The sequence below is a fragment of the Pseudomonas sp. CVAP#3 genome (genome assembly GCF_018986375.1).
Lineage (GTDB): Bacteria > Pseudomonadota > Gammaproteobacteria > Pseudomonadales > Pseudomonadaceae > Aquipseudomonas > Aquipseudomonas helvetica.
This window is the reverse complement of the sequence record NZ_JAHMSC010000010.1, coordinates 86231-110182: the sequence shown is the minus strand read 5'-3', so window position 1 is coordinate 110182 and position 23952 is coordinate 86231. Positions and strand designations below refer to the sequence as shown.

At 58.4% G+C, this 23952-nt stretch carries 24 protein-coding genes; 8 read left to right on the top strand and 16 right to left on the bottom strand.

Annotation, left to right across the window (positions count from 1 at the left end):
• Positions 1-47 precede the first annotated feature (47 nt).
• The 4 genes from KRR23_RS18340 (at position 48) to KRR23_RS18325 (ending at position 3258) form a co-directional block, all read left to right on the top strand.
• Complete coding sequence (locus KRR23_RS18340) at positions 48-905, top strand: transporter substrate-binding domain-containing protein (RefSeq protein WP_253912161.1); 858 nt, start codon at positions 48-50, stop codon at positions 903-905.
• A gap of 67 nt (positions 906-972) precedes the next feature.
• Positions 973-1689 (top strand): ABC transporter permease, encoded by a 717-nt coding sequence (locus KRR23_RS18335; RefSeq protein ID WP_216743645.1) that lies wholly within the window; start codon positions 973-975, stop codon positions 1687-1689.
• A gap of 21 nt (positions 1690-1710) precedes the next feature.
• Positions 1711-2448 carry an ABC transporter permease gene (locus KRR23_RS18330; protein WP_216743644.1) on the top strand — a complete coding sequence of 246 codons (738 nt, stop codon included), beginning with the start codon at positions 1711-1713 and terminating at the stop codon, positions 2446-2448.
• 18 nt (positions 2449-2466) lie between these two features.
• Positions 2467-3258, top strand: a complete 792-nt coding sequence (locus tag KRR23_RS18325) for an ABC transporter ATP-binding protein (RefSeq protein WP_054596118.1) — start codon at positions 2467-2469, stop codon at positions 3256-3258.
• A gap of 103 nt (positions 3259-3361) precedes the next feature.
• Here the strand turns inward: KRR23_RS18325 and KRR23_RS18320 are convergent, their stop codons facing one another.
• Entirely contained in the window at positions 3362-4915 is a 1554-nt protein-coding gene (locus KRR23_RS18320; protein ID WP_216743643.1) for a PLP-dependent aminotransferase family protein, read from the bottom strand.
• A gap of 189 nt (positions 4916-5104) precedes the next feature.
• On the opposite strand from KRR23_RS18320, the gene KRR23_RS18315 reads away from it, so the two are divergent.
• Positions 5105-6322, top strand: coding sequence for a multidrug effflux MFS transporter (locus tag KRR23_RS18315; protein ID WP_216743642.1), 1218 nt, complete (start codon positions 5105-5107; stop codon positions 6320-6322).
• A 374-nt stretch (positions 6323-6696) separates the two neighbouring features.
• Here KRR23_RS18315 and KRR23_RS18310 read toward each other — a convergent pair whose 3' ends face one another.
• Positions 6697-7068, bottom strand: coding sequence for a hypothetical protein (locus KRR23_RS18310; protein ID WP_253912160.1), 372 nt, complete (start codon positions 7066-7068; stop codon positions 6697-6699).
• Between the two features lie 175 nt (positions 7069-7243).
• Positions 7244-9034, bottom strand: coding sequence for a reverse transcriptase domain-containing protein (locus KRR23_RS18305; protein WP_216743641.1), 1791 nt, complete (start codon positions 9032-9034; stop codon positions 7244-7246).
• Between the two features lie 449 nt (positions 9035-9483).
• Here KRR23_RS18305 and KRR23_RS18300 point away from each other — a divergent pair, with 449 nt between their 5' ends.
• The 3 genes from KRR23_RS18300 (at position 9484) to KRR23_RS18290 (ending at position 11363) form a co-directional block, all read left to right on the top strand.
• Positions 9484-10512 carry a DUF4238 domain-containing protein gene (locus KRR23_RS18300; protein WP_216743640.1) on the top strand — a complete coding sequence of 343 codons (1029 nt, stop codon included), beginning with the start codon at positions 9484-9486 and terminating at the stop codon, positions 10510-10512.
• A 233-nt stretch (positions 10513-10745) separates the two neighbouring features.
• The gene (locus KRR23_RS18295) at positions 10746-10976 is read left to right on the top strand and encodes a hypothetical protein (protein WP_216743639.1); all 231 of its coding nucleotides are present in this window, start codon (positions 10746-10748) and stop codon (positions 10974-10976) included.
• Between the two features lie 135 nt (positions 10977-11111).
• Positions 11112-11363, top strand: coding sequence for a hypothetical protein (locus KRR23_RS18290; RefSeq protein ID WP_216743638.1), 252 nt, complete (start codon positions 11112-11114; stop codon positions 11361-11363).
• Between the two features lie 173 nt (positions 11364-11536).
• Here KRR23_RS18290 and KRR23_RS18285 read toward each other — a convergent pair whose 3' ends face one another.
• The 13 genes from KRR23_RS18285 to KRR23_RS18225 all read right to left on the bottom strand — a co-directional run bounded on the left by KRR23_RS18285 (position 11537) and on the right by KRR23_RS18225 (position 23952).
• Complete coding sequence (locus KRR23_RS18285; protein WP_216743637.1) at positions 11537-12331, bottom strand: DNA adenine methylase; 795 nt, start codon at positions 12329-12331, stop codon at positions 11537-11539.
• Between the two features lie 150 nt (positions 12332-12481).
• Entirely contained in the window at positions 12482-13027 is a 546-nt protein-coding gene (locus KRR23_RS18280; protein ID WP_216743636.1) for a lysis system i-spanin subunit Rz, read from the bottom strand.
• Positions 13009-13668, bottom strand: coding sequence for a glycoside hydrolase family 19 protein (locus KRR23_RS18275; RefSeq protein ID WP_216743635.1), 660 nt, complete (start codon positions 13666-13668; stop codon positions 13009-13011). The genes KRR23_RS18280 and KRR23_RS18275 overlap by 19 nt, the downstream gene beginning before the upstream one ends.
• 49 nt (positions 13669-13717) lie before the next feature.
• Entirely contained in the window at positions 13718-14764 is a 1047-nt protein-coding gene (locus tag KRR23_RS18270) for a phage late control D family protein (protein ID WP_216743634.1), read from the bottom strand.
• A 96-nt stretch (positions 14765-14860) separates the two neighbouring features.
• Positions 14861-15067, bottom strand: coding sequence for a tail protein X (locus KRR23_RS18265; RefSeq protein ID WP_216743633.1), 207 nt, complete (start codon positions 15065-15067; stop codon positions 14861-14863).
• Complete coding sequence (locus tag KRR23_RS18260) at positions 15042-15887, bottom strand: phage tail protein (RefSeq protein ID WP_216743632.1); 846 nt, start codon at positions 15885-15887, stop codon at positions 15042-15044. The genes KRR23_RS18265 and KRR23_RS18260 overlap by 26 nt, the downstream gene beginning before the upstream one ends.
• A 9-nt stretch (positions 15888-15896) precedes the next feature.
• Complete coding sequence (locus tag KRR23_RS18255) at positions 15897-18761, bottom strand: phage tail tape measure protein (RefSeq protein WP_216743631.1); 2865 nt, start codon at positions 18759-18761, stop codon at positions 15897-15899.
• A 150-nt stretch (positions 18762-18911) separates the two neighbouring features.
• Complete coding sequence (locus KRR23_RS29435; RefSeq protein ID WP_216743630.1) at positions 18912-19511, bottom strand: phage tail assembly protein; 600 nt, start codon at positions 19509-19511, stop codon at positions 18912-18914.
• A 14-nt stretch (positions 19512-19525) separates the two neighbouring features.
• Positions 19526-20029 (bottom strand): phage major tail tube protein, encoded by a 504-nt coding sequence (locus KRR23_RS18245; protein ID WP_216743629.1) that lies wholly within the window; start codon positions 20027-20029, stop codon positions 19526-19528.
• Positions 20030-20041: 12 nt separating this feature from the next.
• Positions 20042-21208, bottom strand: coding sequence for a phage tail sheath family protein (locus KRR23_RS18240; RefSeq protein WP_216743628.1), 1167 nt, complete (start codon positions 21206-21208; stop codon positions 20042-20044).
• A gap of 104 nt (positions 21209-21312) precedes the next feature.
• Positions 21313-21753 (bottom strand): phage tail assembly chaperone, encoded by a 441-nt coding sequence (locus KRR23_RS18235; RefSeq protein WP_216743627.1) that lies wholly within the window; start codon positions 21751-21753, stop codon positions 21313-21315.
• A 2-nt stretch (positions 21754-21755) separates the two neighbouring features.
• On the bottom strand, positions 21756-23351 hold the full coding sequence (locus KRR23_RS18230; protein ID WP_216743626.1) for a phage tail protein: 1596 nt from the start codon (positions 23349-23351) through the stop codon (positions 21756-21758).
• Positions 23344-23952, bottom strand: a complete 609-nt coding sequence (locus tag KRR23_RS18225; protein WP_216743625.1) for a phage tail protein I — start codon at positions 23950-23952, stop codon at positions 23344-23346. The genes KRR23_RS18230 and KRR23_RS18225 overlap by 8 nt, the downstream gene beginning before the upstream one ends.

Sequence of the window (23952 nt, the reverse complement as noted above, 5' to 3'; positions counted from 1 at the left end):
GCCGGATCAGATCGCAACACTCCATTGATTAGGCAGGAATTATCAAGATGTCGAAGAAATCAAGCTGGTTGGGTTCTGTAGCGCTCAGTGCAATGGTTCTCGCCTGTGCTCCGGCACTGCAGGCCAAAGAATGGACTTCGGTGAACATTGCAACCGAGGGCGCCTATGAGCCCTGGAACGTGACTCTGCCAGGCGGAAAAATTGGCGGCTTCGAACCGGAGCTGATGGATATCATCTGTCCGCGCATGAAGCTCAAGTGCAACATTGTCGTACAGAACTGGGACGGGATGATCGCCAGCCTCAATGCCGGTAAATTTGACATGCTGATGGACGCCATTGTCATCAACGAAGAGCGCCAAAAGGTAATGGCCTTCTCGATTCCTTACGCCCAGACACCTGCCAGTTTCGTCTCGTTGAAAGCCGATCTGTTGCCGGGCAAAACCGGTGCCGAAGCCGCCATCACTCTGGGTACCGATGCCAAGGAAGTACGCGCCGGCGTTGAAGAGCTGCGCAAGGCACTCAAGGGCAAGACCATTGGTATCGCCTCCGGCACCATTTACACGTCATTCATTGATCAGAACTTCAAGGATGTCGCGACCATCCGTGAATACGGCAGCTCGGCCGAAGCCATTCTCGACCTGCTGGCCGGCCGCATTGACGTCGCGTTCGATGACGTGACCTTTTTCAATTCGGTGATGGACAAGCCGGAGAACAAACCGCTGGCCTTTACCGGCCCGGTCATCAAAGGCCCGATCTGGGGTGAAGGGGAAGCTCTAGGCTTCCGCCAGACAGACCCTGAGCTCAAAGCCAAGTTCGACGCAGCTCTCAAGGAAGCCATGGCTGACGGCACGATCAAGACACTTAGCGAGAAGTGGTTCAAAGTAGACCTCACACCTAAGTCTTGACCCCTGAATTGCCCGGCACCGTGAAGGTTGCCGGGCTGCTTAAACCTTCTCAAGAATGGGAGCCTCTATGAACCTCTTGCAGCTACTCAGTTTTGGTGACTCAGGCTGGGGAATGGCGCTGCTCAAGGCAGCGGGCATGACCGTGATATTGACCCTGGCAGCGCTGCTGGTGGGTGCGGTATTTGGCAGCCTGGTCGCGGCTGCCAAGCTATCCCGTCGACGCAGTTTGCGCTGGCTGGGAGATCTGTATTCGATACTGTTCAGGGGGATCCCCGAGTTGCTGGTGATCTACCTGTTCTACTTTGGCGGAGCCAGTGTGGTGACGGCGGTTGGCCACTGGTTCGGGGGTGAAGGCTACATCGACGTGCCACCTTTTCTAGTCGGCGCGTTGGCAGTCGGGCTGATTTCCGGCTCCTATCAGGCTGAAGTCTACCGTGGCGCTTTTCTCGCGGTATCGCGGGGCGAACTGGAAGCCGGCCTGGCCATAGGCATGTCCCGCGCGATGCGCTTCAAACGTATTCTGGTCCCCCAGGTGCTGCGATTTGCGCTGCCCGGGCTGGGAAATGTTTGGCAAATGAGCCTGAAAGACTCGGCGCTGATTTCAGTCATCGGCCTGGTGGAATTGATGCGTGCCAGCCAGGTCGCGGCCGGTTCCACTCGTCAATATTTCACGTTCTACATCATCGGGGGCGTCGTGTACCTCATTCTAACCGGCTTGTCCGGTCGGCTTTTCAATATGGCTGAGGCTCGCGTGCGTCGCACGCGGCAGCGCAGTCCAGTCTAGTTCGAGTCGGGAGCGCTACGTATGATCGATTTTCCGTTCCTCGCTGACACCATGCTCAAGCTTTTGGCAGCGCTGCCCACAACACTGACGCTGTTTTTCAGCTCATTGGTGATCGGCCTTACCCTGTCTGTCGGCATTGTCAGCCTGCGGGTCAGCCGCTGGTGGTTTTTCAGCTATCCGGCGCGGTTCTACATCATGTTGTTTCGCGGTACGCCGCTGCTGATTCAAATGTTCCTGATTTACTACGGGTTGGGCCAGTTCCCGGCCATTCGCGATAGCTTCGCCTGGGTACTGCTCAAATCACCCTATGGCTGCGCAGTGGTTTCACTGGCCTTGTGTACCGCCGGTTACACCGCCGAAATTATTCGCGGTGGGCTGCTTAGCGTGCCACAGGGGCAGATCGAGGCGGGCAAGGCCGTGGGCATGTCGCCCTGGGAACTGCTACTCCGGATCATTGCTCCGGTCACCCTGCGCCAGGCCCTGCCGGCCTACTCCACCGAAGCCATTTTGCTGGTCAAGTCCACGGCTCTGGCTAGCCTGGTGACTGTGTGGGACGTCACTGGCGTCGCGCAACAGATCATCCAGCGTACCTATCGCACGATGGAAGTGTTCATTTGCGCGGCCCTGATCTATCTGGTGCTGAATTTCCTGGTCGTCCGCGCTGTCGCCTGGCTCGAGTATCGCCTCTCGCCGCACTTGCGTGAGCGGCCAGTTGACGCCATCAAAAAAGCCAGCCCCTCGCTGCCTTCCCATTCCTGATTTGATACGGAGCATGCCATGAGCACTCAGCCCGCTTCAGCCTTGTCGGTAACTAACATTCAGAAGTCCTTCGGCAGCGCACATGTCCTCAAGGGCATTTCCCTGGAAGCCCACAAGGGCGACGTGATCTCGATCCTCGGTGCAAGTGGATCAGGTAAAAGTACCTTCCTGCGTTGCATCAACCTCCTGGAAACACCCGATCAAGGCATCATCAGCGTCAATGGTGAAGTGATCGAAATGAAGCAGCATGCCGACGGCCGCCAGACACCAAGCAACAGCCGCCAGGTCGAGCGCATGCGCAGTTGCCTGGGTATGGTGTTCCAGAGCTTCAACCTCTGGTCGCACATGACGGTGCTGCAAAACGTCATTGAAGGCCCGATGCGGGTTCTCAAACGTTCCCGTGCCGAATGCGTTGAGGAAGCAGAAGCCCTGCTGCACAAGGTCGGCCTGTACGATCGCCGCGACTATTACCCGGCGCACCTGTCCGGTGGCCAGCAGCAACGCGTAGCGATAGCCCGCGCACTGGCGATGAATCCACAAGTCATGTTGTTCGACGAACCGACCTCGGCACTTGACCCTGAACTGGTTGGAGAGGTGTTACGCGTAATGCGCTCTCTGGCTGAAGAAGGCCGCACCATGCTGGTGGTCACGCACGAAATGGGCTTTGCCCGACACGTGTCAAATCGGGTGGTGTTCATGCATGGCGGCCTGATCGATGTGCAGGGTACACCGACGGAACTATTCGAAGGCTTGCCCACCGAACGCTTTCGGCAATTCGTCTCCAGCCATCATGAGAGAAGTGCCGAATAAGCACGGCCCGCGGAAAGCGCGCCAAGCCATAAACCCAAAAACGAAAAAGCCCCGTAGCGTGTTCAGCTACGGGGCTTTCATGTATTGCGTACAGCATGATTTGTCATACGCCGAAGCGCTGGAAACCTTCAGTAGCACGCAAGCAGCCAGAATCCACGACGCCTGAGCCTGATGCGAGAAATACCGCCTGCCCGGCCAACAGCTGCCCGAGCTTGCGGCCGCTGAACCGGATCTGCGACAGGCTCAGCGCAGTGAACCCAATCATCACCGCCGCCGGCCGTCGCACCTCCTGACAGAATTCGCTGACCGGTTGCAAGACCAGCCCGATGGCGCTGGCACGGCGACAGAAGTCGAATTCATCGCTGCCCGCCGGCAACTCCAGGACGAAGTGCAGACCGGCATGGTGCCCGGAAACCGAGTAACCTCCCGGCGCCTGTTCCGCCAGACAGGCCAGCAGCGCGTCACGGCGTTCCTGATAGGCCTGGCGCGCCGAGCGCAGGTAACGCACGAACGCCCCACTCCTCATGTATTCCGCCAGCGCCGCCTGCTCGGTGACCCCAACGGAGCGGCCGGTGGCCTGCAGGGTCGCCAGCAGGCCATTACGCAACGCCCCGGGAACCAACATGAAACCGACGCGCAGCCCGGCGAACAAGGTCTTATTGAAGCTGCCGCAATAGATCACTCGGTCATCGCGGTCCAGGGCCTTGAGGGCCGCCAGTGGCGCGCTGTTGTAGTTGAATTCGCTGTCGTAGTCGTCCTCCACCACCCAGGCTTCGGTCCGGCTGGCCCAGTCCAGCAGGGCCAGGCGCCGCGACACCGAGAGGGTCACCCCGAGCGGCGACTGGTGCGCGGGCGTGACATAGACCAACCGGGCATCGCCGTGCTGGCGCAGTGCTCCATCGTCGATGCCATCTTCGAGGACCGGGATATACACCAACCGCGCTCCAGCCATGGAAAAGATCCTTTTCGCCGACAGGTAGCCCGGATCTTCGACACACACCTTGTCACCCTGCGTCACCAGGCTGCGGGCCACCAGGTCCAGGGAGTGGCGAATGCCCGTGGTCACGATCAGGTCATCCGGCTTGCAGCGGATGCCACGGTACTTGGCCAGGTAATCGGCAATCTGTTCGCGCAGGACCAACATGCCACCGGGGTCTGGCGAACAGAGCAACTGCGCCGAGGCTTCGGCCATGGCCTTGGCCACCGCCCGCGACCAGACGCGAATGGGGAACAGCGTCGGGTCCGCCAGGCGCGCCACAAAGGGCAGCCCCACCCTGACCGCGGTTTCCAGCGTCGGCGGCGAAGCCACTGACGCCTGCTGCTCTCGCGCATGGAGGGTCGCCTGAACCTGCGGCGCGCGGATAAAGAGATCGGGGACCACCGCACTGACCCGAGTCCCCGAACCCGACACCCGGGTCACGTAACCTTCGCTGCGCAAGCGGTCGAAGACCATTTCCACGGTCCCCCGAGACAGCGACCAGCGCTGCGCCAGGGTTCGCGTAGAGGGTAACTGGCTACCGGCGGGCAGGAGTTTTTCCAGAATCGCGCCGCGCAATGCCTCATAGGCGCTTTCCTGTTTGGTCAACACCCGGCTGCCATCGCTCAGGCTGCCGGGCTGAGGCAGATCAAGGGGAACGGAAACCTTTCCTCGGCTCATAGTGGTCCAGTCGAAATACTAATTAACGGCTCTCGGAATTAAACCACAAAGCGCTTAACGTCACGGCCCTGTAACGGATACCCAAGAGCGCAACGGCTTCTACACCCTCCCCGAATTCACCCTCGCAACCATTGGCGGCCCGAGCCTGACTTGCCACTGGATGTCATGCTCGCCCCTACGGAATAACCCATGCCTGTAAAATCTAACCTGGCGCCCTGGATCTGGTCCGCGCTGTTGCTGGTGGTCGTCTGCCTGCCACGCGTCACCATCGACATCTACCTGCCCTCGTTGCCGGCGATGGCCGATGCCCTGCGTGCCAGCGATGCCCAACTGCAACTGACCCTCACCCTGTACATGGTCGGGTACGCCTTTTCGATGCTGATTGGCGGCCCGCTCTGCGATCGTTTTGGCCGGCGGCCGGTGCTGATCGGCGGCACGGCGCTGTACCTGGCGGCGACCCTTATGTGTGTGCTCGCCCGCGATGTCGAGGTGCTGATCGCCGCCCGAATGCTCCAGGCCCTCGGTGGCTGCTGCGGCACGGTGATCGGCAGGGTCATGGTCCGCGACCGTTTCGACCGCCATGAGCAGACCCGCCTGCTTAGCCGGATCTCCATGGGCATGGCCATTTCGCCGATGGTGGCCCCCATTATCGGCAGCCTTATCGAAACCGCCTTCGGCTGGCGTGGGGTGTTTGTGGTCCTGAGCGTGATTGCCGCGCTAACGCTGATCCTGATCAGCCTGCTGCTGCCGGAAACCCGTCCGTCCACCCGGCCCGATACGCGCCAGCAAGGCACTCTGCATATTTATGCGCGACTGCTGCGCGACCGCTATTTCCTGCGCTACTCCCTGGCCATAGGCTGCGTGTACTGCACCTATTTTCCGTTTATCGCCGAGTCCTCGACCCTGCTGCAACGCACCCTGCACCTGTCCTCGATGGAATATGCCCAAGTGTTCGCCGTCACCGTGGCCGGTTATGTGCTGGGTTCCAATCTGTTCCGCCGCCTGTCCGTCAGACACGATGCCGATACCCTGATCGGCTACGCCATCGCCCTGAACCTGGTGGGCTCGTCGCTACTGATCATGGCTACCCGGCTCTGGCCCGAGGCGCTGCTGTCGATCGTCTGCCCGATGCTGCTGATCATGCTCTCGGTAGGGATCGCCATCCCAGCCTGCCAACTGGCGGTACTGCAACCCTTCTCGGCCATTGCCGGCACCGCTTCGGGACTGTTTTTCTTTATCCAGATGGCCATGACCGCGGTGTGCGGCTTCGTCACCGGCAAACTCTCGGATGGCAGCGTCTACCCGATGATGATCATGACCTCGATCTACAGCATCAGCTTCTGTCTGGTCTGGCTGCTGTTCAAATCAGAGACTGCCCCGCTGGAGGAGGCGCTGGGCGAACGCTGAAGCGGCGCACCAGGAACGGCTTTTTGCGGCGCGCCGCAGCCTGAACCGGCACTTTGCGTGTGGCAAACAAAACGCCAGAAACGAAAAAGCCCCCGTAACTTTTCAGCTACGGGGGCTTTTTCTATGTAATGGCGGAGAGATAGGGATTCGAACCCCTTCTGTCGTCACACTAGGCCGCTTCTGGCCATGGAATACGGGCACTTCGTCGTCAGCCATTGGCATGAGGCGGCCTATTGCGGCCCTCTATTTGCCCTAAATTTGCCCTAAGCGGGCTTGTGCGATCATCCCAGAAACCCTCCTCTCGGGCGTCCCCTATCGGCCAGAAGTAGTCATTCGATGTGTCTATGAAAACTCAGGGCAATTCACCGGGCGAGTCAAGTGCGTACCAACTCTGGGTCAAGCCAAACGTCTTCAAAATTATTGCCGTCGATGTAAAAACGATAGCCTGGCGGCAAATCGAGATATCCGACAACTTCCGGTAGATAGTCCGTGATGTGCCCTACATGCAGGGGTGAAAAAAAATCGTCAGCCTCAGACCACTCCATACCGCACCACAGGTACCAACCGTTCGTACCGTTTTCCGGATTAACCCTTAACCCATTTATGGGCTGAAGCCCCAGGGTCCCCAACGCTATTCCGATTTTTGACCCAGATTGTGGTCGATCTGGGGTAACCCCCTGCCATTCACAAATGCTTTGCTCCTTCCTTACTCGCACGGCGATTTTCTCCACAAATTTGGGTGCCATACAGTTCGCACTCTCATGGCTGGGGTCTACCTGTCACGACTGGCCCGAGTGGGTCGATGTCGGTCAATCATAACAGGCAGAAATCGGCCAATAGCTGCCTTTCGCTAAGACTGCAAAAGGCTAAGAACAGTCTACAATTATGTCAGTTTTGGAATTGCAGAACAGTCAACACCGCCTACTCCTGCAGCCGAGCCGTTACTCGCTCAATTCTCTGATGATGAATCTCAGTGAAAACTCCGTCGCCACTACGTTTTGGTAAAGCCTTAAGAAGGCAGCCCCCTAATAAATCATGTAATTTTTTATAAAAAACAAAATCTTTTCTAATAATGAATGTATTTAAACTTTCCAATGGAATGAATCCAAATAGTGCTGATTCGATATTGTTTTTAGCTCCCCTTGCTGCAACGCCAATGACCTCCATGGAGTCGTTGAAGAAGGGGCCGCCACTATTCCCTTCAAAGAGAGTAAAGTCTACTAGCCAAAGATCTAGATCAACTTGTCTACGACGCTGAGTTGTATGCCCTCTAGCAATATAGTGTGCGGCTCCATCTCTATGCCTAGGAAATCCAATTGATAGAACTGACTCCATCGGTCGGATTATTGATCTCTCGGCTCTCCGTAGAGAAGGGATGCTACGAAATTCCGCGTTTGGATGAAATATAGCCAAGTCTGCTTTTTTATCAGAAAGGATAAGTTCTGCGGTGTACTCTTTCTCTTCGTTAGCTCGCTGGAAGGAAATCATATGAGGCGCCATGGATTTTGATACGCCGCGTACAACGTGCTCGTTGGTAACGATTCCAACTCCATCCAGCAGGAATGCGGTTCCCTGGCTGTCATCAGTCATATTGTTAACTACGAATATCGAGTTCCCCAAAACTTCTTCAGGAGTCTTTTTGAACTCTGGGTTTGCTTTGCCGATAGCGACGGTAAAGTCGTAGGCTAGCCGGCGATAAACCTTGTCTCCACGCCCGCGGATCATTTGAATGTAATTAAGACGGCCTTTCACAACCTTGATGAAAAAATCGCCCGCATTATCTTTTGTTCTAATGATCTGTCGTGGCTGTAAGGGATGGCTTTCTCCCTTCAAAAGCTCCAAGTATTTAGCTTCTGCCAACTCACATCCATGTCGCTTGAGAGCATTAATCATTGAGCTTGTAAGGCGAACGAATTCTCTAGTAACGTTCGGCCTTTCATTCACGATAAGGCCGGTCACCATTTGGCGTTGAGATCGATGTTGGAGTCGTGTTTTTTCAGGATTAATCATGAAGCCATTGGCTTTGATGATTTCCTCCAATTCTCGCCCTGGGATAGCCCTACGGTCTTCAGAAACCTCGATTATATCTTTTGGTAGGTATTTTAACGGGGTAGTAAAAGAAAAAGTTATATCATCTGCATAGCGTGTGAAATGGCATTTTCCTGTTTTCGCTAAAGCTTGAAGCTGCGCATCAAGTTTGCGGCAGATCATGTTGGATATTAATGGAGAGGTTGGCGATCCTTGCGCTAGCCGACCATCACTACAACAGATATGTGCAATCACGGTTGCTACGTTCCGTGGTGCATTGAACGGTTGGGCCATGAATAAATTTCGTACCCGGCCAAAGTGAATACTTCCAAAGAAATCTTTTAAGTCGATATTGAATACGTACTTTTTCCCCGAATGGATTTGAGCATTGGTTTTAATGCTTCGACCTTCAACAAATCCATGGGTGGAGGATTTTGGTGTGTAAAATTTTTCGAGATGTTCTAAGAGCTCGCGCTGAAGTCTCTTCAATACGCGCTTAGGAGCCACGATAGCCCGCGGCGTACCATTTCTCTTAGGGATGGAAAAACTTACATAGTGACTTGAGTTCTTTTTGTACAAAAAACTGAGTAGTTTCTTTTGGTCAACTTTTAAAAGCCGGCACAGGTTGTCAAGGTCGCTGAATCCTGGACGAAATAAATTTTTAAAAATCTCTTCGATATTCATGGTGATAACCGGGTCTCGGGGTCATTTTCTCTTTTACACATCGCCAACGTTAACAACATCGTTAAGCGCGAATAGGCAAAGCTACCCTTGCATTGGCCACCGCATATAGTCAGTGGAAAGTTAAATCGTACCCCGAGCCCGGAGGCAAATTGATATCATATGGCTATAGCGTAGTCAAGGCGGTTTTACAGCTAGCTAAAACGTTCATACTGTTGGACACAACCTAATGGTGACCTTTAGGAAAATGAACTGCCGTTTGTGAACTGCTCGCACTAACTAGTGCACCTGTTCCCGCCACTGCCCCTTCTGGGCAGCTAACGCTATGCTTCTGTCGCTTTCTACGAGTTCTCGTTCACACTGGAGTGGTTCATTTGGCATCGGACATCGGGTATCTGACACACCCTGAATAGGGCTGTCTCATGACAGATTAATGAGGATGAAGCGCCACGATGGAAGGCATCAAAAAAGAAAACCACTATGTACCGCAGGCCTACCTGAGGCAATGGGTGATCAATGGCAAAATTCTCACTTACAGGCTCCTAGTGCCGCATGAGAAGTGCGAGCATTGGAAGCCTCATTCCCCCAAAGGTATTGCTAAACACCAGCACCTTTATACCTATTTCTCGGGCTCTAAAGACAGCGATGAGATTGAGCGCTGGCTTGATCGTGAATTTGAACGGCCTGCATCGGTGTCGATAGCAAAGGTAGTTAATGAGACTCAATTGAGTGTCAAGGATTGGAACAATTTGTTCCGCTTCGCCGTAGCGCAATCGATCAGGACGCCTACAGGCATGCAGAGCTTCATGAAGCGCCAGAACGAAACGCTTGAGGCTTTTTTGTCTGAGTCGATGGAGGGATCGGTTGCCAAAGTTGAAGCAGCTTTGGCGTCTGGTATCAAACTTGAGCCCGCATCAGCTGTAGACCCGTACAGCAAGCTGCCCCTTAAGCTCCATCGCGTGAAAAATCAGGATGGCTCAGAAGGTATCGAAGCACGGGTACTGAATGGGCGGAAGTTTTGGATTTGGCAACTCGAACACATCCTCAAAAACACAATCCATCGTATGCCAACTCATCGATGGACCATCCTGCACGCCCCCACTGGAGTCACTTGGCCAACAACAGATAATCCGTTCACAAGGCTGGGAGTGGGGGCGAACGGAGAGCTGAGCCTTGAAGGCGGCTGGGGGGTACAAGGAACAAGACTTTTCCTTCCTCTCAGCCCCAAGCACCTCCTATTCGCTTGTGTCGGCCAGCGCCCCCCTCCACGAGGCAGTACGGTAAGCCTCTCCGACGCGGCATTTTTTCGTACGATGATCATCAATGGCGCCAGCCGCTACATATTTGCGACGGATACACAGGATATCGTTGAGTTCAGGCCACGCACCGTCTCACGTGAGCTATTTGATGCAGAGGCTAAGCTGTGGGCGGATTGGCATGCAAGCCAATCAGAAGAGGAAGCACAGTACCCCAACCTTTAACCTATTTTGCCCCCGAGGCGGTTGATAGCGGGGAGTGAGTTGCCGTGTATGGTCGCGGGATTGCCCTTCGCTAACGGCAGCTATGGGTTGTGGATTGCGGCCCTTCGTGACAGGCAGCAATTGGCCGAATTCTGCCAGTCATTCTAAGAGTTCTGGTTGATCAGGAGCGCCCCCAGGTAGCAGCGTGGGGCGGCCTATACTGCGTTGATCATTAATGGGGGTCGGTGAGTTTGATGAGTAACGACAGCAATCACAGGGAAGGCAAGAGCCTGGTCGACAAGATCAAGGAGGGTGAACCATTGATGGCACGGGCGGTGGATGCGCTGCGGCGGTACCACGAGGCGCAGGGGACGCAATCAGCAGACGAAATCGAGAGACTGCGCCTCGAAGCGGAAGCGCTGTTCACAGCTGTCAACGAGTACCAGCGCCAAGCTCTTGGTGGGGCTCCGCCTCCGTTACATTGAGCGAAACTCCGAGTTGCAACGGCAACAATCAACCCATAGCTGACACTGGCGACTCGCTGAATGTAGTGGTCAAAACAGAGGCCGTTCAAGAAAGAGTGTTTCAGGCCATACGGCGAGAGGGCTATGGCCTCTCTCGTGGACTACTACGACCCCTCCACCTTTCATGGCTCATTTGACGACAAGCGAGCAGTTTTCAATAAGCGGGATGTATATTCCCACCAACGAGAGTACAGATTTGCTATCGACCGGGGAGTAGAGGAAGAGGCCCGCTACACCCTCAATGTTGGGTCACTGCGCGACATCTGTTTGGGCTGCCGTACATCGGACGTCAACAAATTGATCCGCGCATATCTCTACCAGATGAAGGCACAAGGGGTGTTTGGCTAAGCACTGGCGGTCAGCAGAGTAGATGGCCTGCCAGGGGACACAACATCTAGCAAGAGAATTTCAGGAGCCTGCAAGCCCAGCCCCCAAGTCGAGAGCTGGCTGCCAGCTTGGGGCAGAAAATCAAACAACGGCTGTCTTTGATGCGAGCCGAGACTAGTGAAGACGCGCCGGTGTCAGAACAATCCTCCCAAAGCAGCCGGCTCCCAGTTCATGACTATCAGCTCCCCGCTCACCTCGGCCTTTCCTTGTCGTTGATTGGCGGTGCTGTAGCGGATGTCTAACGTCTCGAAGTGAAACCCCTCAAACACCCGCCGAATATCCGGGTGGTCGTTGATGCTGACCATCACCCTGCCCTTGCAGCGGCGCATGAAGTCGGCCATGCGCTCATAATTCTCGAACGGAAAGTCCACGCCGTAGCCGGCGGTCTGCCAGTAAGGCGGGTCCATGTAGTGGAAGGTGTGGGCACGGTCGTAACGCTCAGCACATTCAAGCCAAGGGAGATTTTCGACGTAGGTGCCGGACAGACGTTGCCAGGCGGCCGAGAGGTTCTCCTCGATCCGCAACAGGTTGATAGCCGGGCCGGTGGTGGCGGTACCGAACGTCTGCCCGGTGACCTTGCCGGCGAAAGCATGGTGCTGCAGGTAGAAGAATCGGGCGGCGCGCTGGATGTCGGTGAGGGTTTCGGGGCGGGTCATCTTCTGCCACTCGAACACTTGGCGCGAGCTCAGCGCCCATTTGAACTGGCGCACGAATTCTTCCAGGTGGTTCTGCACGACGCGGTACAGCGTGACCAGGTCGCCGTTGATGTCGTTGAGGACTTCCACCGGCGCGGCCTGGGGCCGCATGAAGTACAGCGCGGCGCCGCCGGCAAAGACTTCGACGTAGCATTCGTGAGGTGGGAAGAGCGGAATGAGACGGTCGGCCAGGCGGCGTTTGCCGCCCATCCACGGGATGATGGGTGTAGACATAAAAAGCAAGACCTTTACTGTATAGATAGACAGGTGCTAGGCTCGCCGCGCTTTGTGCACGAAGCGAGAGCCTTGGCTGGACTTGCAGGGACAATCTGCAGGGACGGCGGCCGAGTTGGATGTTGACGCATCCACCCCGGCCGCTCTTTTTTACTTCGGTGTTGAGATTTCTTTGGCGTAGGCCTGACAGCCCGCCAGCGCGATCAATCCTTGATCGCCGTCACCGGTGATGGCGACAATTCGCTGAGCATGCGCTGGGTCAAGTTCGGCTCGCGCGCTTCCATGAACCACGCCGCCGGCGCTGGCAGTGGCTGACACGCCGTCAGCACCGACGCGGCCGGTGCCGGTGGCAAGTAGGACTGACAACCGGACATCAGCAGTGGCAAGACGATCAGACAGGCGTTGCAGAGCTTTCTTTGCATCGGACAGTTCCTTGTAATGGGTGTCATCATTGGTCTTTAGCTTCGCCTCAAGGGCCAGGCGCTTGCCCTGCTCAAACTCCAAGGTGGCCAGCGCGGCATTAGCGCGACCCTCGGCACTCTCGGCAGAGAACGCCGCCTGATCCGCCTGTAGCTTCCCGTAACGCCATTTCTGAACCTGCCAAGCACCAGCAGCAGAGACGCCGGCAACCAACAGCAGCACCAGGGCAATTGCCCAGGGGCGAACGGGCGCCGGGATCAGATCGAGGACGGACATAGCACCCCCTTGGCCGCCGCCCAAAGCTGACGGCGCTCGACCTGGCCGTTGGTGCCGCCATTGATCACCCGCGTGATGCGGTCGAACAGCCCCGCATCGGCCAGCTCGTTAAGACCTCGATCCCACCAGTACCAAGCCGCCGACAGCGCGGCGAACTCCGGTTGCTCAAGCAGCTCGGGCTGTTCCAGTAACGGCAAGCCCAGGGCCATACCGCACAATCGGTAGTTATCCCGGCCGGTGATGCCGATCAAGCCCCGCGCGCGGTAGCGGTAGCCATCGCCCGACGCTTCTGGGCCGTTGCCCATGCGCCCGCCGTAGACGCGGTTGGCCAGTTTTTCAGAGTTGCGCAAGTAACCCTTGGCGTCCTCGATCTCGGCCGGATCTACAAGGCCGTTGTGGTTCAGGTCAAAGCCATATTTGAACATCCGAGCAACCCGCTCGGCGTCTTTGTAATACAGGCTTTCCGACAACGCCCTGAGCTGGCCCGACTCGTGGCCCACCTGGGCGAGAAAGGCCGCCTGGCGCACCGGCGACGAGATATCGAAACGCGCCATGGCTCGGTTGAGCGCCGGCACAAAAACGCCCGCGACTGGGCGGGCGTTGGGGAGGATTTGCAGCAACTGCTGCTGAGTGATGGGCATACAAACTCCAGACATAAAAAAAGCCGCACTCAGGCGGCGATGGGATGCGTTACAGCTTCTCGACGCTCACAACCTTGAGCGGCTTCGTTTCTTTCTTTTTCTTACCTTTTGATTTGCCTTGTTTGCCGGCATTGCACTCGACCGTGGTCGACCAACCGGATTGGGTAAAAACCTGCTCGACCGAATCCGCCAGGTACTCACCATCGAGCCCGACTTTGAAACCCTGGGCATTGATGGGTCGCTCGGCAAAGATGTCCGTCCGGCCGGGCATTTCAAGCCGCACGTCAGCGGTTGAGCGATTGAACGCCGCCAAACGCGCCTTGGCGGCCGACTCGGCGGCGGTCTTGTTCGGGTAGATATGCCGGTCGGTATGCACCGCCGGCAAGCCAGCCGGGGCGTCGTCATTGTTCACTGTGACGACCGCCAGCTTGCCGTCCTTCTTGTTCTGGTGTTTGGTCGCCACTGCCTTGTGCGAATTGCGGTCGCCCAGACTGAACTGCCAGCGACTGAGGTCGCTAGGCGTCAGGGTGATCGCGCCGAACGCCTTGCCGCTGGCGGTCTGCCCGCCTTGACGCGGCATCACCAACAGCTTGCCGTCAGCGACCTTGGCCGTGCAGTCGTATTGCTTGGCCAGGCGCGTGATGAAATTAAAATCGGACTCGCTGAGCTGATCCACCCGGGCGACCTTTGTCGTCACCGGGCACACCGGCTGCCAGCCATTACGCGCGGCGACGTCGGCCACGATCTTCGACAGCGGCACGTCCTCCCAGCTCCCGCTGCGGATGGTCTTGCCACTGCCGCGCATGTCGCTGGCCTTGCCCTTGATCACGATGGTGTCCGGCGGACCTGACACCTCGATCGTGTCCACGGTGTAACGCCCCATGCGCGCCAAGGACGTTTCGGCATAGCCCAGGTAGACCTCGATAGAGCTGCCGCGCCGAGGTAGCTGCACCTGGCCGTCACGGTCATCAATGCGCAGCTCAAACTCGTCGGAGTCCATGCCCGGCTTGTCAGAGGTGCGCAGCAACAACAGCCGATCATTGATCAGCGCCGTGACATCGGCGCCATCGGCAACGATTCGAAAAGTGGGAGTCATGGATTTCGTCCAAAAAAAACCCGCACAAGGCGGGTCAAAAAACAAAGTGTCGTTACGCGTAACGCAGCGCGCCGCCGGCGGCGGTGCCGTCCGTGGTCAATCCCACAAGCTGATCCCCTCCTCGGTCGGGCTGGGCAGATCCGGCAACACGAACACCACCCCAGCGCGGTAGGGTTGGGGCTCGTCCGCCAGCCCCTGATTGGCATCCAGCACCGCCTCGGTGGAGCCGTTCAGATGGCCATAAACGTTGTGGCAGATGACATCGAGCATGTCCCCGTCAGACGTTCTGCATGTCGTCGCCATAGCGCGCAAACTCCAGTGTGAACCCTTGTTTACGGGGAATCCCGCCATGCAACAGCGCGCCCTGCTCCTCGTTGATATTCTTCAGGCACCAAGTCCCCATCACCTCGCCATAGCCCGTGGTCAGGGTCAGCGGCTGAAGCCTGGCGCCAATGCTGCGCAGCGTATCGAGTTGCTTGAGACCACCCTTAAAGCCCGGGTAAATCGTGCCTTTGAGCGTTAGCTTTTCCTCCCCCATGCCAACGGCCTGCTGGGCCGGACGGCGCGACAGGCGTTCCTGAGAGGCCCAGCGGAACTCGGTCGAGCGGCTCAGCTCGTCGAAGGCTGCCGTGTCCAGATTGAAGTAGTAGGGCTGCAACTTGGGGTCACGAGGCTGGATGATCAGCAAGTGCGGGAACGGCTTCACCGCTTCCGGTGCCGGCGTTGCATCCACAGCAAAGGAGCTGGTGGGCACGATGTTGGCCAGCGACGGGCTGACCTTGCCGGCGATGTTGTTGATCGCCGTCGCCGCCTTGCCCGCCTGCTCCTTCAGCGTGCCCAACCGTTCCTGTACTTCAGTGGCCGCCCGGGTCGCACGGCCGTACACCGCCACCACTTGGCCGACCTTGGCCTGGGCGGCGTCTACGCCGCGCATCACCCGCTGAAGCTTGGCCCCAATAGCCGGCCCCACAAACGGGATATTCTCCAGCTCGGACGCCGCGCCAGTGATTTCGCTGATCGCTCCGTTGACCGGCCCCAGCATGCCGTCCGCACTGCGCCGGCCAGCTTCCCCCGCTTCCACCAGGTACTTGAGGCCCGATTGCAACTGCTCCATATAAGCCATGAGGCCTCCTTACACGTGGGGTTCGTCGTACAGCTTGGCGGCGTTCTGTTTCGCGGTATCCGCCATCATCCGCTGCATGTGCGGCATCAGATCCTGAGCCAAGCGTTGCGGGTCTTTGACATCCCCTTGCACCGTGACCGGCATGTTCAGCGAGTACTGAAACTGCTGATCCACTTTCGTTGGTGCCGGCTTCTCCGGCTCTTTGGGCTGGATCACCACGGCCGCCGGCTTGGCCGGGGCCTGAACCGCCAACGAGCGCGCGACATCGCCCAAGACAGGCCCTTGCGGGGCCGGCGCTTGAGCCATCAACAATGCGCCAGAACCGTTCGACCCATTGAGTGGCTGGGTCAGGGTGGCCAAGCTGGGGACCGCCGGACCAGGGCGCGGCGCCATCAATAACGGCGTGATCGGTGCTGCCGGCTTTTCTTCGGGCTTGTCATCTTTGCCACCAAACAGCGACTTACCCAAGGAGCCGCCCAACGCCTCGCCGCCCTGACTGCCGAGATAGGCGCCAACCAATCCGCCGATGGCGGTGCCGATAATCGGCACTACCGAGCCAATGGCCGCCCCTGCCGCCGCGCCGGCCATGGTGCCGGCCAGGTTACCGGCGGCCGCGCCATAACCCTCGGCCTTTTCGTCCTGGGTCTTGGCCGTCTGGTAAGTTTCGAATGCCATGGCGCCGGCATCCATCAGCGAACCACCGGGGATCATCTTGGCGGCTTTGCCGATTTTGCCAACCGCTTGCACCACCCCGCCGAGCCTGGCCATCGCACCGCTTGGAACCGGCACCGGTGGAATCGGCGGTCGTGGTACGGGCACCGGCGGCCGTGGTACAGGCGGGCGTGACCGACGACGCGAAGGATTACGTCTTGCACCGCGACCACGGCGGCGCGTTTCGCCAGGACCTTCAGCGGCGCCTCCCATGGCCCCCGCGTTGACGACGAACACCTTCTTGACGCCGTCTTCACCCGATCCTGCCTCACCGTCCTCGCCACCCCCTGAAGTCGCCTCCTTCGCCAGCGAAACCACCTTGAGGCCGGTCGCAACCAGATCGAATTTTCCGGCCTTCTTGTCGTCGCCTTCGCCCTCCGCTTCGGCGTCGCCATCGGCAGGCTTCCCCTTGAGGGCCGCTACCGCCTTGAGCCCGGTTTCCACCAGCGACAGCGCTTTGCCGGCCTTGCCCTTGGGCTCTGCATCCTTGTCGTTGCCATCGCCATCGCCGTCTTTGGCGTTGGTCACAAAGACCTTTTGCACTTCGCCGGCTTTGCCACCACCCAACGAACCGCGCGCCAGGTTGAACAGCCCTTTACCCATCTTGAACGAACTGAACAGGCCCTTCAGCGTGATCAATCCACCACCGACCGCCACGATCCCCGTTACCACCCCGGGCGAGCTGTCGGACAGCGCGGTAATGCTCTTGGTGACTTTGGTCAGCGTCTCCGCCACGGTATCCGTGACCGGGCGCAGCGCATCCCCCACGCTGCGCATGGCGTCATCCATCGACTGAGCCATCTCGGCCCACTTCTGCGACGACGACTCACGTCGTTCGCTGAGGTTTTTATCGAGGATGCCGGTTGCATCGCGTGAATCGTTTTTAAGCTGGCTGTACAGCGCCTTGTTCTGCATGTAGGCCGACAGTGCGGCCTTGACCTGCATGTCGGCGAACAGGTCGCCGGTGCGTAACGACTCCTCCAGGGAGGCCATCATGGCCTTGGCTTTCTCCGGATCGGCCTCCTTGCTGATCTTTGCCGTCGCCTCGGCCATCGCCGCCGCGCGCTTCGGATCGGTGGCCTGAATGTACTTCTGAGCCAACGCCATGCTGGTTTCCAGCGTGGACATACCGTTCTGCAGACCGGTCTGCATCGAGCCCTTGTAGTCGATGCCAGCCTTTTTGTAGGCCTGGACGGTATCGGTCGAACCGATTTTGCCCATCCAGTTCTTGAGGTTGTTGGCCGCCTCGTCCGAGCTACCGGCCGTCTTCATCTGCACTTGCAGCATGGCGCCCAACTGAGTCACCGCATCCATGCCGGTGATCCCATTCTTGCCCATTTCCGCCAACAGCTCAGGGAACCACTTAGCCATGTCGGCCGCTTCAAAGCTGCCCGCCTGCCCTTGATAGGCAATCGCCTCCAGCGCCTGCTGCATCTGTTTGGGGTCGGTGATCTTGGCGTTTTGTCCCATGGCGTTGATCATCTTCGCCGTGTCGACGCCACTCGACCCTTGCCCCACGACAAACTTGGCCGCGACGGGCGCGTATTCCAGGGCCTTGCTCAACTCCATACCGGCGCCAACCAACTGGTTGACCACGTCGGCCACGTCGTTGCGCGCCATACCGGTGTCGCGCGAGGTATCAATGATCTTGCGCGACATCTCCTGTTCTTGTGGCTTGTTGGCAATCCCGGCCTTGATCGCGATGTCACGAACAATGGCCCCGAAGTCCGCGCTGACCTTCGTCGGAACCACCAGAGCCCCCACACCGACGACAGCCGCGCCGACCGCGCTTTTCATCCCGGCCTTGCCGGCATCAAGCTGTTGATGCCCCTTGGCCTTGAACTCGGCCTTGTTGGCCGCCTGCCCCATGGACCGATAGGCCTTTTCCAGCCGGCCAACTTCAACGCCCTGCTTCTTCAAGCTGTCGAGGTTGGAATTCAACCGCCCCAGCAGCTTGGACGCCCCAGCGGAACCGCTGTCATGGGCCTTCTTCCACTCATCGCGCAAGCGGATGGTGTCGCCGATCGCCCGCTGTAACACACGCGCTTTTTTGCCTTCATCCTCAAGACGCTTGATGCGCCCGGTGACGTCCTTGAACGCGGCGCCGACCGTCGAACTGACGGCGCCGCCAATCACCAGCCCGAGAGCGAGTTTGTTCGCCATGTCATGGCCCCCATTTGCACAGCCTTACCGAAGGCGGCTCAATCCGTGAGCCACCACACCATCTCAGCAAACGGCATCGACAGAATCTCAGCGGCGGAAAATCCGGTTTCCGCCGCTAGACGTTTCGCGGCCATTTTTATGACGCTGGGGTCAAACCCCGTTGTCTTGGTCCATACGAAAATAGCCGGCCTGCAAGCGGTTGAAGTCCACCAGCTTTAGGCCCTCCAGATCAGCGACAGGCGCACCGGACAGCTCGGCAAACAGCACCAGCTCGCGCTGCTCGTCATCGCCGCCCGCCTCACGATTCGCCGAACGAACGTCACGAACGGTTGGGGAACGCAGGGCCAACTTATCGACCGTTACGCCGTTGATTTCGCTCGGGCACGACAGCGTGACCATAACGTTATCGGTGGTGATCGACAGCCACGCCGGCATCGACGGCGAGTAATCGGTATCAGGCGCCAGGCGCGAATAGGCCGCCTGTACACGGCGATAGTCCACCAGCTTCAGGCCTTCCAGATCCTTGAGGCCCACCTCGGCCAAGCCCGCGAACAACATCAGCTCGCGCTGCTCTTCATCGCCATTCGAGGCCCGGTCGGCCGCCCGCACTTCGCGCACGACCGGGGCTCGCAAGGTCAACGTATCGACCTTGATCCCATTGGCATCACTTGGGCGCGAGAGCGTCACGACGGCGCGCTCAGGGGTGATCGACAGCCATTCCGGCAGCTTCTTATCAGTTGCTTGAGTCATCTGAATCTATTCCCTTAGAGGCCGAGTGCAGTGCGCACTTCGGCGAGCTGGTCTTTGCCGTCGATCACCTGAACGCCGGCAACCATGTCGATTTCGTACATCAGGCGGCCGTCGATTTCGAGCTTGTAGTAGGTGACCGCAATCGCGTGCTTGATCTCTGCCGGGTCGCCGGCCTTCCAGTCGCCCAGGTCGACCTCTTTGAGCCGGCCGCGCAAGGTGGCGACAACAGCAGTAATCGCCCCCTTCTGCCCCTTGAAAGCAGCCCGAAAAGTGGCATTGAAGGCCGTGCCATCGGCCAGGCCGAAGTGCTTCAGCGACTCACGGCGCACGCCCTTGGTGACAAAGGACGCCTCCATCTTTTCCAAGCCCTGATCCATCTCGATGGCACCGGCCATGCCGCCGGCTCGATACTCGTCAGTCTTGGTGGCCAGCTTGGGCAGCGTCAGGCTTGGCACGTCGCCGGCAAAGTTCACCCCGTCGACGAACAGGTTGGTGTTAAACAAAGTTTGAGGAATCATTGACTAGGCCCCTTAGGCTGCTTCAAGAACTTCGGTCATCCATTGATCGGTGACTTCGAAAAGGAAATTCGGGTTTTCAGCCGGTGGCACGTCGGTGAAGCGAATGCGCCAATAGACTTTGCCCTCGGCGATTTGGCTGGGCGTGTTCAGCTCGGTGTCCGGGAACACTTCGAAATTGATAATCGCGCCCTGGGCTTTCAGGTCGCGCATGAACGCATCCAGACCGTTAGTCACATCACTGACGTAAGTCTTGGTGATCGAGCGGTCAACGGCCCACTTGTGACTGGCTTGAACCGCATCCATGAGGATGAACAGCGTGCGAACGCGGGTGACGAATGCCCACTTCGGATCGCTCGACAGCGTGCGGTTACCCCACAGGCGGTAGCCATCGTCGCGAATGAACGTCGCGATATTCGCGTTGTTCAGCAGGTTGGCCCGGCACGTCTCGTCGCCGTCCAGGTACTCGACGGCGCGGGTCGTGCCAGTGATGCCGGTTAACTCCTTGTTCGACGGCGACGCCCAAAAGCCGTATTCCGCATCAGTCCAGGCGAACAAGCCCGCCGCCCAGGCCGAACCCGGTGCATCGACCGTCTTGCTGAGGCCGGTGTCCCAGTACTGGACGCCCGGGTCGACCATGAACAGGTTGCGACTGCCGAAGTTCTCGGCGTAGGCCATGGCAGCCTCATCGGTGGTGCCAGGCCCGTCGATGATGCCGATGGCCCGCAGCTTCTGCGCCAGGCTGTCGAGCGCGGTGGCCACCGCTTGCGTGGCCGTATGGCCCGGCGCGATCAGCAGCCGCGGCTGGGCGTTGAACAGGCTTTTGCCATCGAGCAAGGCCTGTAGGCCGGTACGCTGACCCGAGGCCAACACCCCGCCAATGATCGCCGAGGTTTGCAGCGCGGCGTCTTCCAGCTTGGGCACGCCGATGGCGACGATTACCGCCTTGGCCTTGCTGTAGATCGCCTTACAGGCCTTGGTGATCGCCGAATCAGCACCAAAAGCGGCAATGGCTTCGCGCTCGGTGGTGATCAACTTCAGCTCGCCAGCCTTGGCGGTGCCACCCCCGAGAACGCCCGGGGTGAAGGTGTCGCAGAGGCCAATGATCGAAGACGACGGCAACGAAATGGTGCGCGCACCGGTCTTGACTTCGGTGGTCGTAACGCCGTGAAAGAAACTCATAAAGCTCAATCTCCAGAAACGAAAAAGCCCCGCATGAGCGAGGCTGCGAGGGATGTTCGTGTTACGCGTAACGGAAAAGAAAACGCCCCGTCAGTGCGGGGCGTTTATTGGAGCTGGGGGATCAGCCAAGGCGGGGCCGCAGGACGGTGATCAACAAGCGGAAACTCGTCACCTTCTGGCCAGTTTCGAAGCGCCCGACGGAACGCTTGCAGCTCGGCGTATTGCTCGGTGGCAAGGGTTGTTGCTCCGCCCTCATCTTCCAGCTCGTCGCGGTGCCGCGCCACCAAGCTGTCGGTTTGCGATAGCTGGGCATCGCGCCATGCTCGCTCAGCTGCAGCTAGTGCTTCATTCGATAACCCAGGGCTATCAACAACGAGCGGCAAGCCGTCCTCGCCGGGCACTACGACCTTACCGGCCGGGAGCGGCTCCGCAAACAGATCCCGGTATACATCATCCGAAATCGACAGCGCATCATCAGGAATCTCGGCGTGAAACCCCTTGCGATAGCCCCCCCCCGTTGAGGCTGAGTACAGATACTTGCCCATGTTTAATTCCCTATAGCAATGTATGAAAGCACCGGATTAAGTCCCGATTGACCGCAGGCGTAGTACCAAGACGCACCGGCTTGACTGCGGCCCTCGACCGACCAATTTGTAAAGCTATTTGCGGCAATACCAGTAATGATCGATCCACCGACCCCCCTCACCGCATTAGGGAAGGCCATTGGCCAAGCAATCGGCGTAGCCATGTGCACGTTAGCTGTGCCGTAAGTCGGGGCAAACACCGTGCCCCACTGAATGATCCACCCGCCAAGCCATGTCGGAAATGCAATGTAGCCGTTGGTTGCCAAGCTGATTGCAAACCCTCGGCGCAGCTTTTTAGGTGTGACAATGGTCGTGTCATCCAAACCCTCGTTGACTTGGGCCTGAGTCGCGACCTTAACCGTCCCCTGATTAGTTTCCGTGGCTTGGGCGGCCAACGTAACCAGCGCGGCGACATCAATGTTTCCCTGATTGATCGGGGCGTTCCAGGCCTTGATGCACCACATAACCGAGAGGTTACGCGTGCGCACGGCCCTGCCGGTGTCAACGTAGGACGCAGTATTCGTCGTGACGCTCGGCTGACAGACCGTCAGATCTCGAGTGATCCGCCCGGCCAGATCCTCGTCCTGAACTGAAGACGCCAACCGATTAGGCGTAGATAGTTGGCCCAATGTGTCATAGAGGTAGGAAGCGCCCTGATAGGTGCCAATACCACGCCCTGCATCAATACCGCGCCCATGATCCCAGCCACGCAGATACTCGCCGCGCGACTCAGGCAGGCGGAAATTGCCGGCGCCCTCATCGCCCTTGTTGAACGCAGCTCCCAAGAACGTCGCAAGATCCGGATAGACCGCAATGCTCTTTATGCTGCCATCGATCTCCAGAAACCCGGGCGGAACCTTGTTCACCGGATACGCCACCATAGTGCCGACAGGCAACGCCGAGGCCTGGGCAATCATCGACTCGACTTCGGCCTTGGTGTAGCCGTCCTTGATGCCCATCCCGGCCAGCGTGTCAGGGTTATCGCCCGACACCACAAGCCCGCGATCGCTGACCTTAATCCGCGTGAATTCGCCGGGGGTTTTGTTCTTCGGCAGCACTTCCAGAATGGCCGCTTCGACGTAGGCCCGCGAGGCCAGCACAATCGCCGGATCGATCTTGAGTGTGATGTTGCCGGTGCTGCTGACAATGAAGTTCATCCGCACGATTTGCGTGCGGCCCGAGCCCTGCGACAGCAACGGCTTGAAGCTCGGCGCGCAGTTGGCCACCGCCACCAGATCGCCATCCGCATCGTAGAGGCCGATTTCGCGAATCCACTTACCGCCCTCATCGGCCGGAATGATCTGCTCGGCGATGATCACCGCCGGGTTGACCGGGTCGATCTTGAGCTGGTTCAGCGGCTTTCGGCGCCACTCGTTGAGTAGCTTGGGTTGAGTCGGAGACGGAACCGGGTTAGGCGGGTTTTCCACCCCGCCCGGGTTGGCATCCCCTACCCCCATTTCGGTGATCTTCCAGGGAATGCCGAGCGCGTCGGCGTTCGCCTGTTTTGCCATCCCCACGTTCGTGAGGATCGCAAAAAACTGCGAATTCGCATCAATCATAATAAACGTCCAGGGTGTCTATGGAGTGTTCGCGACCGACCACACCGAAACGACCCGTGACCTCGATGTCACGCATCACCGGCGGGTAAACGTCGATTTCGTCGCCCTCGTACAGGGAAACGGCAATATTCAAATCGCCTTGGGTTTCCAGGCTGATCGCCAGCCCCGTCAGATGCCGAGTAACCGGCTTGGCGTCATCGATCAGGCGCTCAAGCTCCTGATACATTTCTTCGGTGATACCAGTGTCGAGCACGCCGACCTTTAGCGCGAACGTGCCCGGGATGCCTTCCGGCACCGTCTTGAACCACTCGATAATCTCGATCAGGTAGCCCAAGGGCTCGACCACCCGACGCAACGCGCCGATGGTCCCTTTGTGGGCATGGATGTAGTAAGAAGCCTTGATGGCGGCGCGCTTGGTCGCCTCGGTCCATCGGTAGTCCCAGCGATCCACCGACCAGGCCCACGCCAGATGCGGCAGCAAATGCACCGGGCAGGTATCGGCGTTGTAGAGGTCGCGCAGCGGGATAATCGTTTTCTCGAAAAAAGCGGCCTCCATGGCCCGCTCCAGTTGCGTGCTGTTGATCGGCAGTAGGCTTTTCAT